This window comes from Thiocapsa sp. C2-2m (assembly GCF_041903745.1).
Classification (GTDB): domain Bacteria; phylum Pseudomonadota; class Gammaproteobacteria; order Chromatiales; family Chromatiaceae; genus Thiocapsa; species Thiocapsa roseilacustris.
In genome coordinates, this window is record NZ_JBBWVD010000020.1 from 48,687 (window position 1) to 62,704 (window position 14,018).

12 protein-coding genes and 1 pseudogene are annotated in these 14,018 nt (G+C 65.7%); 11 read left to right on the forward strand and 2 right to left on the reverse strand.

The genetic code is table 11. The annotated features are described in order from the left end of the window. Positions 1 to 260 precede the first annotated feature (260 nt). Complete coding sequence (locus AADX97_RS16370; RefSeq protein ID WP_374234731.1) at positions 261 to 677, reverse strand: TerB family tellurite resistance protein; 417 nt, start codon at positions 675 to 677, stop codon at positions 261 to 263. A 215-nt stretch (positions 678 to 892) separates the two neighbouring features. Here AADX97_RS16370 and AADX97_RS16375 point away from each other — a divergent pair, with 215 nt between their 5' ends. The 3 genes from AADX97_RS16375 (at position 893) to AADX97_RS16385 (ending at position 2,664) form a co-directional block, all read left to right on the forward strand. Further along, a complete protein-coding gene (locus tag AADX97_RS16375; protein WP_374234730.1) occupies positions 893 to 1,513 on the forward strand; it encodes a hypothetical protein in 621 nt (206 codons plus the stop codon). A 66-nt stretch (positions 1,514 to 1,579) separates the two neighbouring features. Beyond that, complete coding sequence (locus AADX97_RS16380) at positions 1,580 to 2,158, forward strand: peptidylprolyl isomerase (protein ID WP_374234729.1); 579 nt, start codon at positions 1,580 to 1,582, stop codon at positions 2,156 to 2,158. Positions 2,159 to 2,472: 314 nt separating this feature from the next. Next, on the forward strand, positions 2,473 to 2,664 hold the full coding sequence (locus AADX97_RS16385) for a hypothetical protein (RefSeq protein ID WP_374234728.1): 192 nt from the start codon (positions 2,473 to 2,475) through the stop codon (positions 2,662 to 2,664). 91 nt (positions 2,665 to 2,755) lie between these two features. Here the strand turns inward: AADX97_RS16385 and AADX97_RS16390 are convergent, their stop codons facing one another. Then, positions 2,756 to 3,244, reverse strand: coding sequence for a Uma2 family endonuclease (locus tag AADX97_RS16390; protein WP_374234727.1), 489 nt, complete (start codon positions 3,242 to 3,244; stop codon positions 2,756 to 2,758). Positions 3,245 to 3,787: 543 nt separating this feature from the next. Between AADX97_RS16390 and AADX97_RS16395 the strand changes: the two genes are divergently transcribed. The 8 genes and pseudogenes from AADX97_RS16395 (at position 3,788) to drmB (ending at position 14,018) form a co-directional block, all read left to right on the forward strand. Continuing rightward, complete coding sequence (locus AADX97_RS16395; protein WP_374234726.1) at positions 3,788 to 4,363, forward strand: Uma2 family endonuclease; 576 nt, start codon at positions 3,788 to 3,790, stop codon at positions 4,361 to 4,363. Between the two features lie 76 nt (positions 4,364 to 4,439). Beyond that, on the forward strand, positions 4,440 to 5,561 hold the full coding sequence (locus tag AADX97_RS16400) for an N-6 DNA methylase (protein ID WP_374234725.1): 1,122 nt from the start codon (positions 4,440 to 4,442) through the stop codon (positions 5,559 to 5,561). A gap of 33 nt (positions 5,562 to 5,594) precedes the next feature. After that, the gene (locus AADX97_RS16405) at positions 5,595 to 6,029 is read left to right on the forward strand and encodes a nucleotidyltransferase substrate binding protein (protein WP_374234724.1); all 435 of its coding nucleotides are present in this window, start codon (positions 5,595 to 5,597) and stop codon (positions 6,027 to 6,029) included. After that, positions 6,026 to 6,526, forward strand: coding sequence for a nucleotidyltransferase family protein (locus AADX97_RS16410; RefSeq protein ID WP_374234723.1), 501 nt, complete (start codon positions 6,026 to 6,028; stop codon positions 6,524 to 6,526). The genes AADX97_RS16405 and AADX97_RS16410 overlap by 4 nt, the downstream gene beginning before the upstream one ends. Beyond that, positions 6,523 to 7,719 (forward strand): annotated as a pseudogene (locus tag AADX97_RS16415) (type I restriction endonuclease); the annotation flags it as partial. The gene AADX97_RS16410 and the pseudogene AADX97_RS16415, both read left to right, overlap by 4 nt. Positions 7,720 to 7,882: 163 nt before the next feature. Continuing rightward, a complete protein-coding gene (locus tag AADX97_RS16420) occupies positions 7,883 to 8,332 on the forward strand; it encodes a type I restriction enzyme endonuclease domain-containing protein (protein WP_374238623.1) in 450 nt (149 codons plus the stop codon). 518 nt (positions 8,333 to 8,850) lie between these two features. Then, entirely contained in the window at positions 8,851 to 12,102 is a 3,252-nt protein-coding gene (locus AADX97_RS16425; RefSeq protein WP_374234721.1) for a helicase-related protein, read from the forward strand. Further along, entirely contained in the window at positions 12,099 to 14,018 is a 1,920-nt protein-coding gene (gene drmB, locus AADX97_RS16430; RefSeq protein ID WP_374234720.1) for a DrmB family protein, read from the forward strand. Before AADX97_RS16425 ends, drmB begins: the two co-directional genes overlap by 4 nt.

Sequence of the window (14,018 nt, forward strand, 5' to 3'; positions counted from 1 at the left end):
CCGGCAACGCGCCGAGTTGCGCAGCGCCGAGCGGTCGAGGCGTCAAGTATCGCACCGGCAACCGCAGCGGTCAGATGAAGAAAGCGCTCATCGACCCTGGATTCACGAATCTATACATCGTCGGCGGAGGGATGGTCGGCGGCTGCACCGGGGCCGGCTGGATGCAAGATAGACTGCCGATGGAGCCTTGTCCGCGCTACCGAGCCGAGCGAAGCCGCGCCGCGCGTGGCACGCTCTCCGCGGTCCGTATCGGTCGCCGCTCAGTCCGGCTCGGCGAGCGAGTCGATGTCGATCTCCCAACGGTCGAGTATTTGGCGGTAGATCACGAGCTCGGCATCGGAGAAGAATCCATCCGAGCGCGCCAAGAGCAGGAGCATCCTGGCCAAGGTCCGACGCGAGGCGCGGTCCGTGACCGGCGCCAGGATGCTGTCGACCCAATCCGGGTCGGCAAGCCCGACGAAGCGTGCCGTACCTGCGTGGGCGATGAGATCGTCGCAATAACCATCGAAGATCCTGGCGAAGTCATCGCGGCCGACGCCGAAGCGCCCGAAGACGCCGAGCTGCTCGAGCATGTCCAGCTCCTCGTCCTTCACCTCGCCATCGCCGATGATGAAGAGGGAGATGACGCGCAGCATGGCCTCGGGGCTGTTGTCCGCGTAGGGGGTGATCTCGGGCATCCTCGTCCTGGCTCCTCGGTGATTTCGTTTTCGTGACGGTCGAGCGATGATCGCACAAACCCGAGCGCGCCGCCGCGCCCGGGTCCGGAGCCACCTCCGGCGTCGGCGGGTTTGCGTTCTCGGGAGTAGAGGCTCCAAAATGACTTAGGCTCCGGGGGCGATCTTCACGCGACCCGGATCGGACGTTCCGATTGACCTCCACGGACGCGACAGCCATGTTCTTTCCGGTCGACGACACAACCCGCCGCAAGGCCAAGACGCCGCATGAGCTAGCGATGGTGAACCTGATCGTCTTCAACCTCCTGATCGGGGTGGCACTGCTCGCGGGCTCGATGGCGGAGCCGGATTCGATGATCGGGCGCTACAAATGGCTTGCGGTCTCGATCCCGCTCGCGCTCTCCTCGGTGCTGATCGGCGTGACCTGGATGAGATCCCATCGACCCGGCACGGACATGAGCTGGTTCGCCACAACCCACTGGCGATTGGCCGCAAGCCGCTATCGGCTGATCCTGATCGCCTATCTGGTGTGCGCAGCGATCCTGAGCATCGCCCTGCTCGGCAAGCCGGACGAGACCGAGATCGCGGCACAGCTCAGGACCCTGCCGCCGGCGATGCAGGAGATGGAGCGACATAAGATCGAGTCCCAGGACATGGCAAGCGCCATCTGGGCACGCATCGGCGTGGTTCCGCTGTTGCTTGCGGTGATGGTCACCATCATGCTCGAATCCGGCGCGCTCTACCAAGCCGGACGCGGAGAGCTACCCGATGCGTTGGTCGCACGATTTCCGCCGCCGGAGGGGGTCATCGGGAGCGAAACCGAGCCGCCGGTCGCATAATTCGCGGCCTCCTGGCCTGTTGTTCCGACGATCACTCGCAAAGTTCCACCACGACAGGAATTGACCATGTCAAAACCATCCCTTTATCTCACCACGGTACTCTTAGCTGCTATGACGACACCCGCTCTTGCCGACAATCCCAAGGTTGCATTGGACGTCACGATCGGCGGCGAACCCGCCGGCACCATCACGATCGAGCTGTTCGCCGACGTGACCCCGAAGACGGCCGAAAATTTCCGCGCGCTCTGCACCGGCGAGAAGGGCATGGGTCAAAGCGGCAAGCCGCTGTCCTATGCCGGCAGTCCCTTCCATCGCATCATCCCAGGCTTCATGATCCAGGGCGGCGACTTTACCCGCGGCAACGGCACGGGCGGCGAGTCCATCTACGGGGAGAAGTTCGCCGACGAGAACTTCGAGCTGAAGCACACCGAGGCCGGCATGCTCTCGATGGCCAACGCCGGCCCCAACACCAACGGGTCGCAGTTCTTCATCACGGTTGACGCCACACCTTGGCTGGACGGCAAGCACGTGGTGTTCGGCAAGGTCGTCGAAGGCATGGATGTCGTCGAGGCGATGGAGGCCCAAGGCTCGCGCTCCGGCGGAACCAAGACCGAAGTAGTCCTCGCGGACTGCCGCGCGCTCTGACGCCGGACAGGACTCTCGACCCATTGCGGGTCGAGGGTCGCACCATTTCGGGGCCGCCTCAGGCCCGAGCCATTGCCTGGCCGACCGAACCGTCAGCATGTCGTTAAGCCTGGCGGGCGCACAAGACCCGGTCGCGATCCAATTGATCCCGAAGCACAACTCCAACGGCCACATCGCCGCTCGGGATTGAATTTCCCGATGAATGGACTCAGAGTTACCGAAGGATGACAGGCGTTGTAGGATCTTGGTGCAGTCTTTGCCTCAGAGATTCGCATCTTCAGCTTTATTCACCCAGAAGCACCGAGGATCCAGCCATGTACGACATCGATCTCGATCGAGACTATCGTGATGCCCGACTCCGCTCGGCGGACTGTCTCCGCCCGGACGCCCGGCCCGAGCTGCGGATGCAGACGTGGGCCGAATTGCAGTGGGAAGCCGATCAGCAAAAACGTGTCGGCCTTTATGCGCGACAGATCGAGGCCGACGTTCTGCGCGGTCTCGGCTGATCCGAGCCCGGCGGGACATGCAACGAATCCCGCCGAGTTGAAACCCTCATCCACCCCCAACGCAGGCGCTGCGCGGGTCAAACTAGGATCGTCAGATAACGACGCTGCACCCACACTTTAGATCGACGACGACGGGCGAAACGTAACGGCGCGCTTGACCCTGACGAATGTGCAGCACCAAAAGGGTCTGTGGGTCGAAAACCAGCACATCCTTGACGGCCTGAGAGAGATAAAAAGGCGGGCCGATCTCCAAGTCTTTCGCCTCGTATCCCTTGCTCACGACCTCGACGACCGCCTCGGGCACCATCGTCAAAACGCTGTCCTGCTCCGCCTCGCCGGGCTCACGACAGAAGATGGAGATGTCGGGTCGCTTCAACCCGTTCGGGAACTGGATGTAGACATCCAGCGCGTGAACGCAGCCGCAATCACCGCCCTCCGACCGCACGATCGAAGCGGCAATCCGCTCGACATGCTTCTGATGTCGATACAGCGGCTGCGCCTCCCAGATCGCCAGCCCATTGACGACCTCCAGCCGCACCCCGAGCTCATCCGACCGCAGCACCAGCTGTTGCAGATCCATCGATACCCCCGACGCATTCCCGCATTGAACCGCGCCCAGTGCGGTATGCGATGTTTTTGGATGGGATCGGCCCCGGCGGATTTGACGACCGCTGGAGACGGCGCGGTTTAAGACATTAAAAATTATAAACCGCGTCCCCGCTAAGGGCCGTGGATGGACCAAACGTCGACCTCACTCGAAAGTGAGTATCTCGCTTTGGACGCGGCTTAAACAACACCCGATCATCGCACGCCTCGCCCAAGCATTCGACACCCTCAAATCGCGTCCGCTCCAACGCCTGTTGATCCAAACCAGACTGGATCCATGCAAAAACCCCGCAGAGCACTCGAAAACGCGATTTGAGCAGCATCACGACGGGCTATCAAACCATTTCAATCGCTTGCCGTTGCAGCTCGACAAGGTTATCTCAGCGAATCCCGATATACGGGCGGCCTCGCGCCTCGAATGTTTCGGGAATCCCCGGCATCGCGTTGTCCCGATCGGCGTAAAATGACACGCGCACTTCTCCTAAAATGCGGAAAACCCGCGGGGAGCACATTCGCTATGCGCCCACTTATAAGACCTCGGCCCAGTCTCTACGAACAACTCGAGAACCTACCCGAAGAGGTCGTCGGGGAAATCCTCGACGGCCAACTCTACGTCCAGCCGCGCCCGGCGTGGCCCCACATCGTGGCGGCATCCGGGCTTGGGTATGAGCTGATCGGGCCCTTCCAACGGGGACGCGGCGGCCCCGGCGGTTGGTGGATCGTCGACGAGCCTGAATTGCATTTCATCCGAGATGCCGAGGTCGATGTGCCGGATCTTGCCGGCTGGCGGCGCGAGCGCATGCTCAACCATCCGCCGGTTCACCGCATCGAGATCGTGCCTGATTGGATCTGCGAGGTCCTGTCCCCGTCATCCGAAAGCAAGGACAGGAATATCAAGATGCCGATCTACGCCGAGTTCGGCGTGTTCCATGCGTGGCTGGTCGATCCTCTAGCACATACATTGGAAGCCTACGCCCTCGAAGATGGAGCCTGGAGAGAGATCGGCCGTTTTGCCGGTGCAGCCTCGGTGTCGGTCGCACCCTTCGATGCTGCGGCCATCAACCTGAGCGATCTCTGGGCGCCAACCGCATAGAACAGACCGAGGGCGCCTCGAGATGGCCGTTTCCGGGGAACGACAACAGGACAGCATGACGCGAACAGGAGCCTCGATGGCCAGTCAGGATTCGAACAACAACGACCTCGCCTATGCCGACACCCTGTGGAAGTCGGCCGATGCGCTGCGCGGTCAGGTGGACGCGGCCGAGTACAAGCACGTTGTACTGGGCCTGCTGTTCCTGAAGTACATCTCAGATGCCTTCGCGGCCCGGCGCGAGGGGCTCATGGCGGAGCTTGAAGCGGACGGTATCACCGGCGCTCAGATGGAGAGCCTGCTGGAGAGCCGCGACGAGTACACCGCCGAGCGCGTCTTCTGGGTACCGCCCGAGGCGCGCTGGCAGAACCTGCAGAACCAGGCCATCCGGCCCGACATCGCCACGCTGATCGACGACGCCATCCTCGCCGTCGAGCGCGATAACCCGAATCTCAAGGGCAAGCTGCCGCGCGACTACGCCCGCCGCAGCATCGCGCCGGAAAAGCTCAAGGGCCTGATCGACCTGATCGCCGACATCGGTTTCAAAGGCGGCGCCGCCCGCGCCCGAGACAGTCTCGGCCGCGTCTACGAATACTTCCTCGGCAAGTTCGCCCAGGCCGAGGGCAAGCTCGGCGGCGAGTTCTTCACCCCGCGCTGCATCGTGCGCCTGCTGGTGGAGATGCTCGAGCCCTACGAGGGCCGCGTCTACGACCCCTGCTGCGGCTCCGCGGGCATGTTCGTGCAGTCCGAGCGGTTCGTCGAGGCTCACGGCGGGCAGACCACCGACATCTCCATCTTCGGCCAGGAGTCCAACCCCACCACCTGGCGACTGGCGCACATGAACCTCGCCATCCGCGGCATCGAGGCCAACCTGGGCTCCCAGCCCGCGGACACCTTCCTGCGCGACCTGCACCCGGATCTGAAGACCGATGACATTCTTGGCGACTCTGCGTCTTTGCGTCCTGGCGTCTATTCCGACATCCCCGGCTTCTGCAAGGCGGAGACCATCGACGGCATTCGCAAGCACGGCTTCGTGCTCACCCCCGGCCGCTACGTCGGTGCCGAGGAGCAGGAGGAGGACAGCGAGCCCTTCGAGGAGAAGTACCCTCGCCTGCTGGCTGAGCTGGAGGCGTGCTTCGTGGAAGGTGAGCGGCTGATGGGCGTGGTACGCGAGCGGCTGCAAGGGGTTGGCAATGGCTGATCGGTCGACCGCGCTCCAAACGGAGCCAATGATATGCGCTACCTGAATCTCGACCATCTACGCCGCTGCATCGAGACCCTGCAGCAGTCGTTGCGGCTGTATCGAAGCGCCGAGCCTGACAGCATCGAGCAGGAGGTGTTTCGCAACGCTATCGTCAAAGGCTATGAGCTGACGCAGGAAATCGCCTTCAAACTCCTCAAGAAGGCCCTGAAGGCGTTCGGCCACGGCGCCCGGAAACTCGAATCGACGCCTATCAAGGACATTCTGCGCCTCGCCGCCGTGCATGACCTGCTGACCCTCGAGGAGGTCGAGCGCTGGTTTAAGTATCGCGACAATCGCAACGACACCGCCCACGACTATGGCGAGGCCTTTGCGCGGGAGACACTGACGCTGATGCCCGATTTCCTGGAGGATGTCTCGCGGCTGGCGGATCGGTTGGACGCCAAGCTCGGCAAGGACGCGACATGAGTAGCGACTCCGCCCGCCCAGCACTGCACCTGCCCCCGCGTTACCTGGCGATCGTCCGGGATATCCTGCGTCGTTTCCTGCCCCACGCCGAGGTCTGGGCCTACGGCAGCCGCGTCAACGGCGACCACTACGACGCCAGCGATCTGGATCTCGTCGTTCGCCAGCCCGATGACCTCACCCGCCGGCAGCCAGACCTTGACGAGGTCGCCGCCGCCTTTTCCGACAGCGACCTGCCGATTCTGGTGCAGATTGTGGATTGGGCGCGCATCCCGGAGGCCTTTCGCGAGGAGATCGAGGCGGGGTATGTGGTTCTGCACTCGGCCGATGGTGGCCCTGTCGCGCCCACGAACCAGAAACCCGGACCCGAAAGCTCGGCAACCAAGGCAGCAAGAACAAACGCAAAGGCGCAGAGTCACAAAGACGCGAAGGATTCCCATGAGGTTCTTTGCGTCTCTGCGGCTTTGCGTCTTTGCGTTAACTCCGGACAGCCGAGATGAACGAATCCGCCGTCGAAGACGTGACGACCAAGCAGCTCGCCGACATCGGCGCGCAGGTCCGGCGCGGAGTGGAGATCGACGACGCCGGCGAGCGCATGGATTCGGGCCAGTGTGTGCTCCAGGGTCGTCTCTCCGCGGCATTGCATCGGCTGAACCCCGCAATGTCGCATGAGGTCATCGAAGGCGTAGTGCGAACCCTCGCACACCCGCCGCATCCGACGCTGGTCCAGAACAACCGCTGGCTCCATAGGCTACTGACCGATGGCGTCGAGGTGGAGTATCGCGACTCGCAAATCGGACCGGATGAGAACAGGCTGCGCGGCGGACGCTGCCGGCTCATCGACTTCGAAGATCCTCTCGCCAATGACCTACTGGTGGTGCGCCAGCTCGCGGTCACTGGACCCTCCGGTAAGCTGATCCGGCTGGACCTGGTGGTGTTTCTGAACGGCTTGCCCATCGCGGTGATCGAGCTGAAGGACCCGACCGACCCGCAAGCCGATCTCACGGCAGCCATCGAGCAGCTCGACCGCTATCAAGCGACGGTGCCGGACATCTTCGTTGCGAACCTGGTACGCGTGGTCTCGGACGGGATGATCACACGGGTCGGCTCCATCACCAGCGACCGCAGCCGCTTCATGCCCTGGCGACCGCTCGCGGACGAGGGCGAGGTGAATTACGTCGTCAACGCCGATCGTAAAGGCACCGACCCCGATGAGCGCATCCGCGTGCGGCTGGAGTCGCTGGTCGGTGCGCCGGAGCGCCTCGAGCGCCTGGCCGCGTTCATCGTCGAGCACTGGGAAAAGCGCCGTGCGGCGATGGAAGGCAAGGCGATGGTCGTGACCATGAGCCGGGACATCGCGGCGCGGCTCTACGAGCAGATCCGCCTGCTCCGCCCGGCCTGGCATGACGCCGACGACGAGCGCGGGGCCATGAAGGTGGTCGTCACCGGCGGCGCCGACGATCCGGAACCGCTACGCGGCCATGTCCGCACCAAGGCCGCGCGCAAGCGCCTGGCCGAGCGCTTCAAGGCCCCGGCGGATGATCTGCGCCTGGTCATTGTCTGCGACATGTGGCTGACCGGCTTCGACTGCCCGCCGGCCCATACGCTCTATCTCGACAAACCGCTGGCCGGGCACAATCTGATGCAGGCCATCGCGCGAGTGAACCGGGTCTGGGGCGACAAGCCGGGCGGGCTGATCGTGGACCTGCTCGGGCTCGCCGACCAACTAGCCGATGCGCTGGCCACCTACAGCCGCGCCGGCGGCACCGGGCAGGCCGTGCGACAGGTGCAGGACGAGGCGGTACCGGCGATGCAGTCGGCCTTCGAGAAGCTGCGCGATTTCTTCCACGGCTGCGATGATCCGCAAACGGCTGGCGGACGACAGCAATGGTCCGAAAAGCCGCGCGCGGCAGCGGGATATCGATGCCGCGGTGCGGCAGGTAATCGGCGGCGCGGTGGATGCGGACGAGGTGATCGACTTGTTCGCTGTGGTCGGCCTCGACGAGGCGCGGCTGGACATCCTGAGCGATGAGTTCCTGGAGCGTGTGGCCGCACTGGAGCAGAAGAACCTCGCCCTGGAGACGCTGCGCAAGCTGCTGAACGATCAGATCCGCAGCACCGAGCGCAGCAACCTGGTGCGCAGCCGCAAGTTTCGGGAGGCGTTGGAAGACGCGCTGCTGCGCTACACCAACAAGGCGATCACGACGGCTGAGATGATCGCCCGGCTCATCGACCTGGCACGGGACCTGCCCGAGGCGCAACGGCAGCGGCAGGTGGAGTTGTCGACCGAGGATTTCGTCGAATAGGAGACCTATTCCGAGTGAGCGACGCGCAACGGACGCGACCGAATTGGAGCGATGACATGGAGACCGATGCGAGTCGACCGACACCGCTGCCGGTCATCATCCGTCGGGAGATCGGCGATGGGCCGATCCTCCAGCCGACGGCGTCCGGCCATCGTGCGGCGTGTGTTTGCGGATCAAAACCCCCGATTCAGGCGGCACGGCAAGGGCGAGTCGGGATTGACATTGACCCCTGTTCGCCTCGAGGCTAACCTCCGAGCTGGCCCCACCGATGCGCGCCGACGCCGGTTTTGCCAGTTCACGCCCCGCTGACCTGCATCGGCAGCCGGGCAGTCCTGTTGCACCGATTGGTTTCGCCGAACCCGCGAGCCATCCCGCAACCGAGATCGCCGTTAGCGCCTCTGTGGATATGAACCAGCCTCCCTCGCCTTCCCCGCGAACACGCCGCCCGCAAGCGTCCGCCCGCCGTTTGCCTTCGCGGGGGTTGATCGGCGCAGGCGCAGACCGGTAACGTTCCGAGCATGGATGGACTACTGAAGGACGGACGCGAGCGGGTCTACAATTGGCTGCGCCACTGTCTGATCGGTCCCGATGACGCCGCCGAAGCCGGTCCGCTCAACGACATCAAACCCCTTAACCGGTGGCAGAGCGGCATCCTGTTCCCGGTCCTAGCCGACGCCCATGGGCTCGATGCCGAGGTCGACGACGCCGAGGATGCCGGTGGCGAGTTCGGGCCGGCGGAGAGCGGCGACTCAGCCCCCGTCGGCGCCAAGGCCACCAGCCAGCCCAAGCGCCGCGTCGTGCCGCCGTCGGCCGTCGGCTTCTCGTTCTACATCGAAGGCGACGCGATCCGGCTCCAGATCATCCCGCGAGCGGTGCGCTACGAGCCTGGCGATGACTCGACCCGGGCCGGCCGCGCGGACCGCTGGCAGCCCGTCGCACTGGGGCGGGACGACGCCGAGGCGCGGATGCTCGCGGTACCGCCGGTGCACCGCCGTGAGCAGCAGCGCCACCCGGTCTTCGACGAGCGTGCCGAGATCATGGCCCTGTGGCGTCCGGTGGGCTCGGGTTGGCTGGTCACGGTCTCGCTCAGCAATACGCAACAGGATCCGGGCAAGGGCGACGACCCGCGCAAGGCCGCCGCTCGCAACGCCCGCGGGCTGTTCCAGGTGGCGCTTGCATGCGTTGTCGAGGCCGGCCGGGTCGGCGATTACCCGCGGGTCGATGCCGGTCTGCTCGATGACGAGGAGCGGGAGCTGGAATTGCAGTACCGCTTCCGTCGGATCTTCGCGATCGGCCATGGTGCGGCGGTCGATTGGGAGGTCGCAAACGGGCAAGTCCGACGCATCCGGATTGATTTTCTGCCGCGGCTGGAGGTACGCCAGGTCAGCGCCGATGGCGGGCCGGCCGACACCGGGGTGCTCGAAATCGACTGGCTCGCAGAGATCGAAAACAACCCTGCGGCCCGCTTCGAAGCGCTCGGCGCCTTCGCCGACCGCTACGGCAACTGGATCGGCCGTCAGGAATCACTCGTTTCCGACCTCGCATCGGATCAACAGACCACGGCTCGTGGCATCGCGACGCGGATGCAGGAGGCGCTGCGGCGCATCCGCGAAGGCGTCGATCTGTTGCGGACCGACCCCGTCGCCTGTCGCGCCTTTGCCTACGCCAATCGCGCGATGGCCGCGCAGATGCGCCAGGCGATGCTGATCGACGGCAATCCGCCCCGTGCCCCGACCTGGCGCCCTTTCCAACTCGCGTTCGTGCTGCTCGCGTTGCCGTCGGCGCTGGAACCGGATCACCCCGACCGCGATGTCGTCGATCTGATCTGGTTCCCGACCGGCGGCGGCAAGACCGAGGCCTATCTCGGGCTCCTGGCCTGCGTGATCTGCTGGCGGCGTCTCAGGTACCCGACCTCCGGCGGCGGCACCGCGGCGCTGATGCGCTACACGCTGCGACTCTTGACCAAGGACCAGTTCCGCCGCGCCGCGCGGCTGGTCTGCGCGCTGGAGCGTCTTCGCAGCGAGGTTTCGGACCTGGGCGCCGAGCCTATCACCCTGGGGCTTTGGGTCGGCGGCGCGTCGAGCCCGAACACCTTTGGCGAGGCCCGGCAGGCCATCGATCAGGCCCTGTCGGCAAACCCCGACGCCGATGTGCCGCTGCCGGGGACGCTGGTGCTCGAGCAATGTCCCTGGTGCGGCGAGCGGCTGCGCCTGCCCGGAAATGTCGATACCGGCCCTGGACATCTGTACTTTCGCTGCACCGCACCCGGCTGCGCGTTCGGCGCCGATGCCGATACCCGGCTGCCCTGCAATGTCGTCGACACCGCCCTGTACGAACAGCCGCCGACCTTGTTGTTGGCCACCGTGGACAAATTCGCGCGGCTGGCCTGGGAAGAACGCGCCGGGGTCTTCCTGGGCGGGCCGGGTCGGCGTCCGCCGGAGCTGATCATCCAGGACGAGCTGCACCTGATCGCGAGCGCGCTGGGCTCCATCGCCGGGCTCTACGAGGCCGCCGTCGAGACCGTCCTCACCGTGCGCGGGGTGCCGCCGAAGATCATCGCCTCGACCGCGACCATCCGGCAGGCGCGCGAACAGGTTCTGCGGCTGTTTGGGCGGACCCCGGCGATCTTTCCGCCACCGGGGCTCGACGCCGACGACGCCTATTTTGCCCGCACCGTGCCGATCGGCGAGCGGCCCGGCAGGCTCTATGTCGGCTATCTGGCCCCGGCCCGCGATCGCCAGCATTGCTTGGCTCCGCTTGCGGCAGCATTGCTCGCGGGACCGGAGTTGCTGTTCGAACAGGCGCCGAGCGCCGACCGCGAGGCCCTGCAGGACGCCTGGTGGACCCTGCTGATCTACCACGGCAGCCTGAGGGGGGTCGGCATTAGCCGCAACGCGCTGCAAGACATCGAGACCCTGATGGAGCGGCTGCTGGGCGAGCACCGACAACGGCAGGCCGTCGAGCCGGGCGAGGGTGTACTCGAACCGGGCTCGTCCGAGCGGCTGAGGCCCCGCCTCGCCGAGCGCATCACCCAGATGACGAGCCAGATGTCCGCGGACGAGAATGCTTCGGCCTTCGCCCGACTGCGACTGCCTCGCGATGATCCGAACGCGCTGGACCTCGCGCTCGCGACCAACATGGTCTCGGTCGGTCTCGACGTGGCGCGACTCGCGGTGATGGTCATCAATGGCCAACCCTTGACCACCGCCGAATACATCCAGGCCAGCAGCCGGGTCGGGCGCGGCGAGGTGCCCGGTGTCGTGGTTGCGAACTACTACCGTGACCAGGCGCGCAGCCTCTCGCATTACGAGAGCTTCCGCGCCTATCACGAGTCCTTCTACCGCTTCGTCGAGCCCACCAGCGTGACGCCCTTTACCTGGCAGGCGCGGCAGCGTGCTTTGCACGCGGCACTGGTCATCACGGTACGCCACGCCTGTCCGGAGCTGGCCGCGAACGAGCGTGCCGGCGGTTTCGATCCGGATCGACCGGAGATCGCCCGGTTGATCCAGGAGCTGGAGCGGCGTTGTCGGCGGGCTGACCCGGAGCGCGGCGAGGCGACCGCGCAGCACCTGCGAGAGCTGGTCCGGCAGTGGGCCGACCAGTCAACCGGCGCGCGGACCCAGCGCCAACGGCTGGTCTACTCGGGCAGGGACGGCGACCGGCGCGACCTGCGCCTGCTCTATAACTACGACGACAAGGTTCCGGGCCTCTGGCCGACCCTGCAGAGCATGCGCAACGTCGAGAACACGGCCTTGGTGCGGATCCTTTGAAGCGGCTGATCCCGACCCGTTGGTCCCACCTGATTGGATGGAGCGGTGTCGGCGCCGTAATGCGCGCGGACGACTGGCTGTACGTGGTCAAAGACATCCGCGCCTGGACCGATGAGAAGGGCGCACCGGCCGGCCAACCGCTGTTCTACGTCGACCTGCTGCGGCAGGCGCTCGACATCGATCAGGAGCTCAGGCAGCCGCCGAAGTCACGCGAGGTCAAGCCCGGCGTCGCCGAGGGCCCCTGCATACCCGCCTGGCCGTTCCCCGGCTGGGCACGCTGCCCGAGCTGCGGGCTGTTGCATTGGCTGCCTTGGCGTGGACGCGCGGACAACGCCGGTCCACCGCGCTGCATCTGCGGCGCGCGCAGCCGGTTACAGCAGGTCGCCTGGGTGATGGCCCATCCGGAGGGCGGTCTGGATGAGGTGCCGTGGCACGACATCGCACACCGCACGGCCAACGATGCGACGCGCCGGGACTGCCGGATCGACCGCGAGCGCGCCTCGTTGCACCTGCTGCGCGACCGCAGCGACGGGCTGCGCTGGCAGGTCCGTTGCGATCGCTGCAACGCCCAAGCCCCGTTCGATGCACGGGGGCAGTGGCCAGGACGCAACCCGCAACGCCAGCCCTGGGTCCGTGATCGCTCCGCGCCCGCCCCGGACAGCCCGCAGAACTGGCGCATCCTGGAGGTCAACGACCCGCGACTGTATCTCCCCCGCGTGAGCTCGGCGCTGGTGATCCCGCCGGAGTCTCGGGTCGAGCGCGGAGGCGTGCTGGATCGGCTTTATTGCAGCCCACTGGCCCGTGCCGAGCTGGCGCGCTGCCGCAACCCGCTGAGCCGCAAGGCGACGCTGCGCCGACTCGCCGATCGCTGGCACTGCACGGCGACGGAGGTCGAGTACGCCTGGCGGGAGATCGAGCAGGGTTGGCCCCTGTACGGCGAGGTCGTCACGCCGGGTGCGCTGCTGGAGAAAGAATATCGGGCGCTTGGCGAGCCCTTGTCGAATGTCGCCGACGGAGAGGACTTCGTGACCCGCCATCGCTCCGCCGACTGGCTTGCGCTGTCGCCGCCGGCAGACACGACCACACGGTCGGCGCACGTGCTGGCCATGGTGGATCGGCTCGTCGCCGTGAGCCGGTTACGCGAGGTGCGGGTGTTCCGGGGCTTCACCCGCATCATGCAGCCCTTTGACGATCACATGAGCCCGATCATGCCGGCCGGCCCGACCGGCGACGAGCCACACGCACGACTCGTCCCGCCGGATCTGGACGGAACCTGCAACTGGCTGCCGGCGGTGGAGTTCTATGGCGAGGGGATTTTCTTCACCTTGCACGAGTCGTTGCTCGCGCGCTGGGGCGACCAAGACGGGCTCAAGCAGCGGGCCACGCGACTCCAGGCCCGTTTCGAGCGCAGCGGCACGCGTTTTCCGATCGACCCGCCGCTGCCCCTGACGCCACGTTTTCTGCTGCTGCACACCCTGGCCCACCTGCTGATCCGCCGTCTCGAGGCCGAAGCCGGTTATCCGGCCGCGTCGATCCGGGAGCGCATCTACTGCGCCGGGGGCAGCGAGCCGATGGCCGGCATCCTGGTCTATGTCGCGGTGCCGGATATCGTCGGCTCCCTGGGCGGGCTTGCAGAATTGGCCGAACCGACGCGCTTTCTGAACCTGCTCACCAGTGTCTTCGCCCATGCGGATTGGTGTTCGCTCGATCCGGTCTGCGCCGAGCACGAAGGACAAGGACCGAGCCTGTTGAACCTGGCCGCCTGTCACGCCTGCGCCTTGGTTCCGGAGCCCAGTTGTACCTTCGGCAACCTCTTGCTGGACCGGACCTTCGTCGCCGGCGATCTGACCGGCAGCATCAGACCGCTGCTCGACTTCGCGGTGCCACCGGCTCCCGCCATCGAATCAACGGCTTGA

What these genes read in the sequence shown, in the direction of transcription:
- AADX97_RS16390 (WP_374234727.1), bottom strand. Translation starts at nt 3,244, where the DNA reads ATGGATCTGCAACAGCTGGTGCTGCGGTCGGATGAGCTCGGGGTGCGG.
- AADX97_RS16385 (WP_374234728.1), top strand. Translation starts at nt 2,473, where the DNA reads ATGTACGACATCGATCTCGATCGAGACTATCGTGATGCCCGACTCCGC.
- AADX97_RS16395 (WP_374234726.1), top strand. Translation starts at nt 3,788, where the DNA reads ATGCGCCCACTTATAAGACCTCGGCCCAGTCTCTACGAACAACTCGAG.
- AADX97_RS16400 (WP_374234725.1), top strand. Translation starts at nt 4,440, where the DNA reads ATGGCCAGTCAGGATTCGAACAACAACGACCTCGCCTATGCCGACACC.
- AADX97_RS16380 (WP_374234729.1), top strand. Translation starts at nt 1,580, where the DNA reads ATGTCAAAACCATCCCTTTATCTCACCACGGTACTCTTAGCTGCTATG.
- AADX97_RS16370 (WP_374234731.1), bottom strand. Translation starts at nt 677, where the DNA reads ATGCCCGAGATCACCCCCTACGCGGACAACAGCCCCGAGGCCATGCTG.
- AADX97_RS16405 (WP_374234724.1), top strand. Translation starts at nt 5,595, where the DNA reads ATGCGCTACCTGAATCTCGACCATCTACGCCGCTGCATCGAGACCCTG.
- AADX97_RS16410 (WP_374234723.1), top strand. Translation starts at nt 6,026, where the DNA reads ATGAGTAGCGACTCCGCCCGCCCAGCACTGCACCTGCCCCCGCGTTAC.
- AADX97_RS16420 (WP_374238623.1), top strand. Translation starts at nt 7,883, where the DNA reads ATGATCCGCAAACGGCTGGCGGACGACAGCAATGGTCCGAAAAGCCGC.
- AADX97_RS16375 (WP_374234730.1), top strand. Translation starts at nt 893, where the DNA reads ATGTTCTTTCCGGTCGACGACACAACCCGCCGCAAGGCCAAGACGCCG.
- AADX97_RS16425 (WP_374234721.1), top strand. Translation starts at nt 8,851, where the DNA reads ATGGATGGACTACTGAAGGACGGACGCGAGCGGGTCTACAATTGGCTG.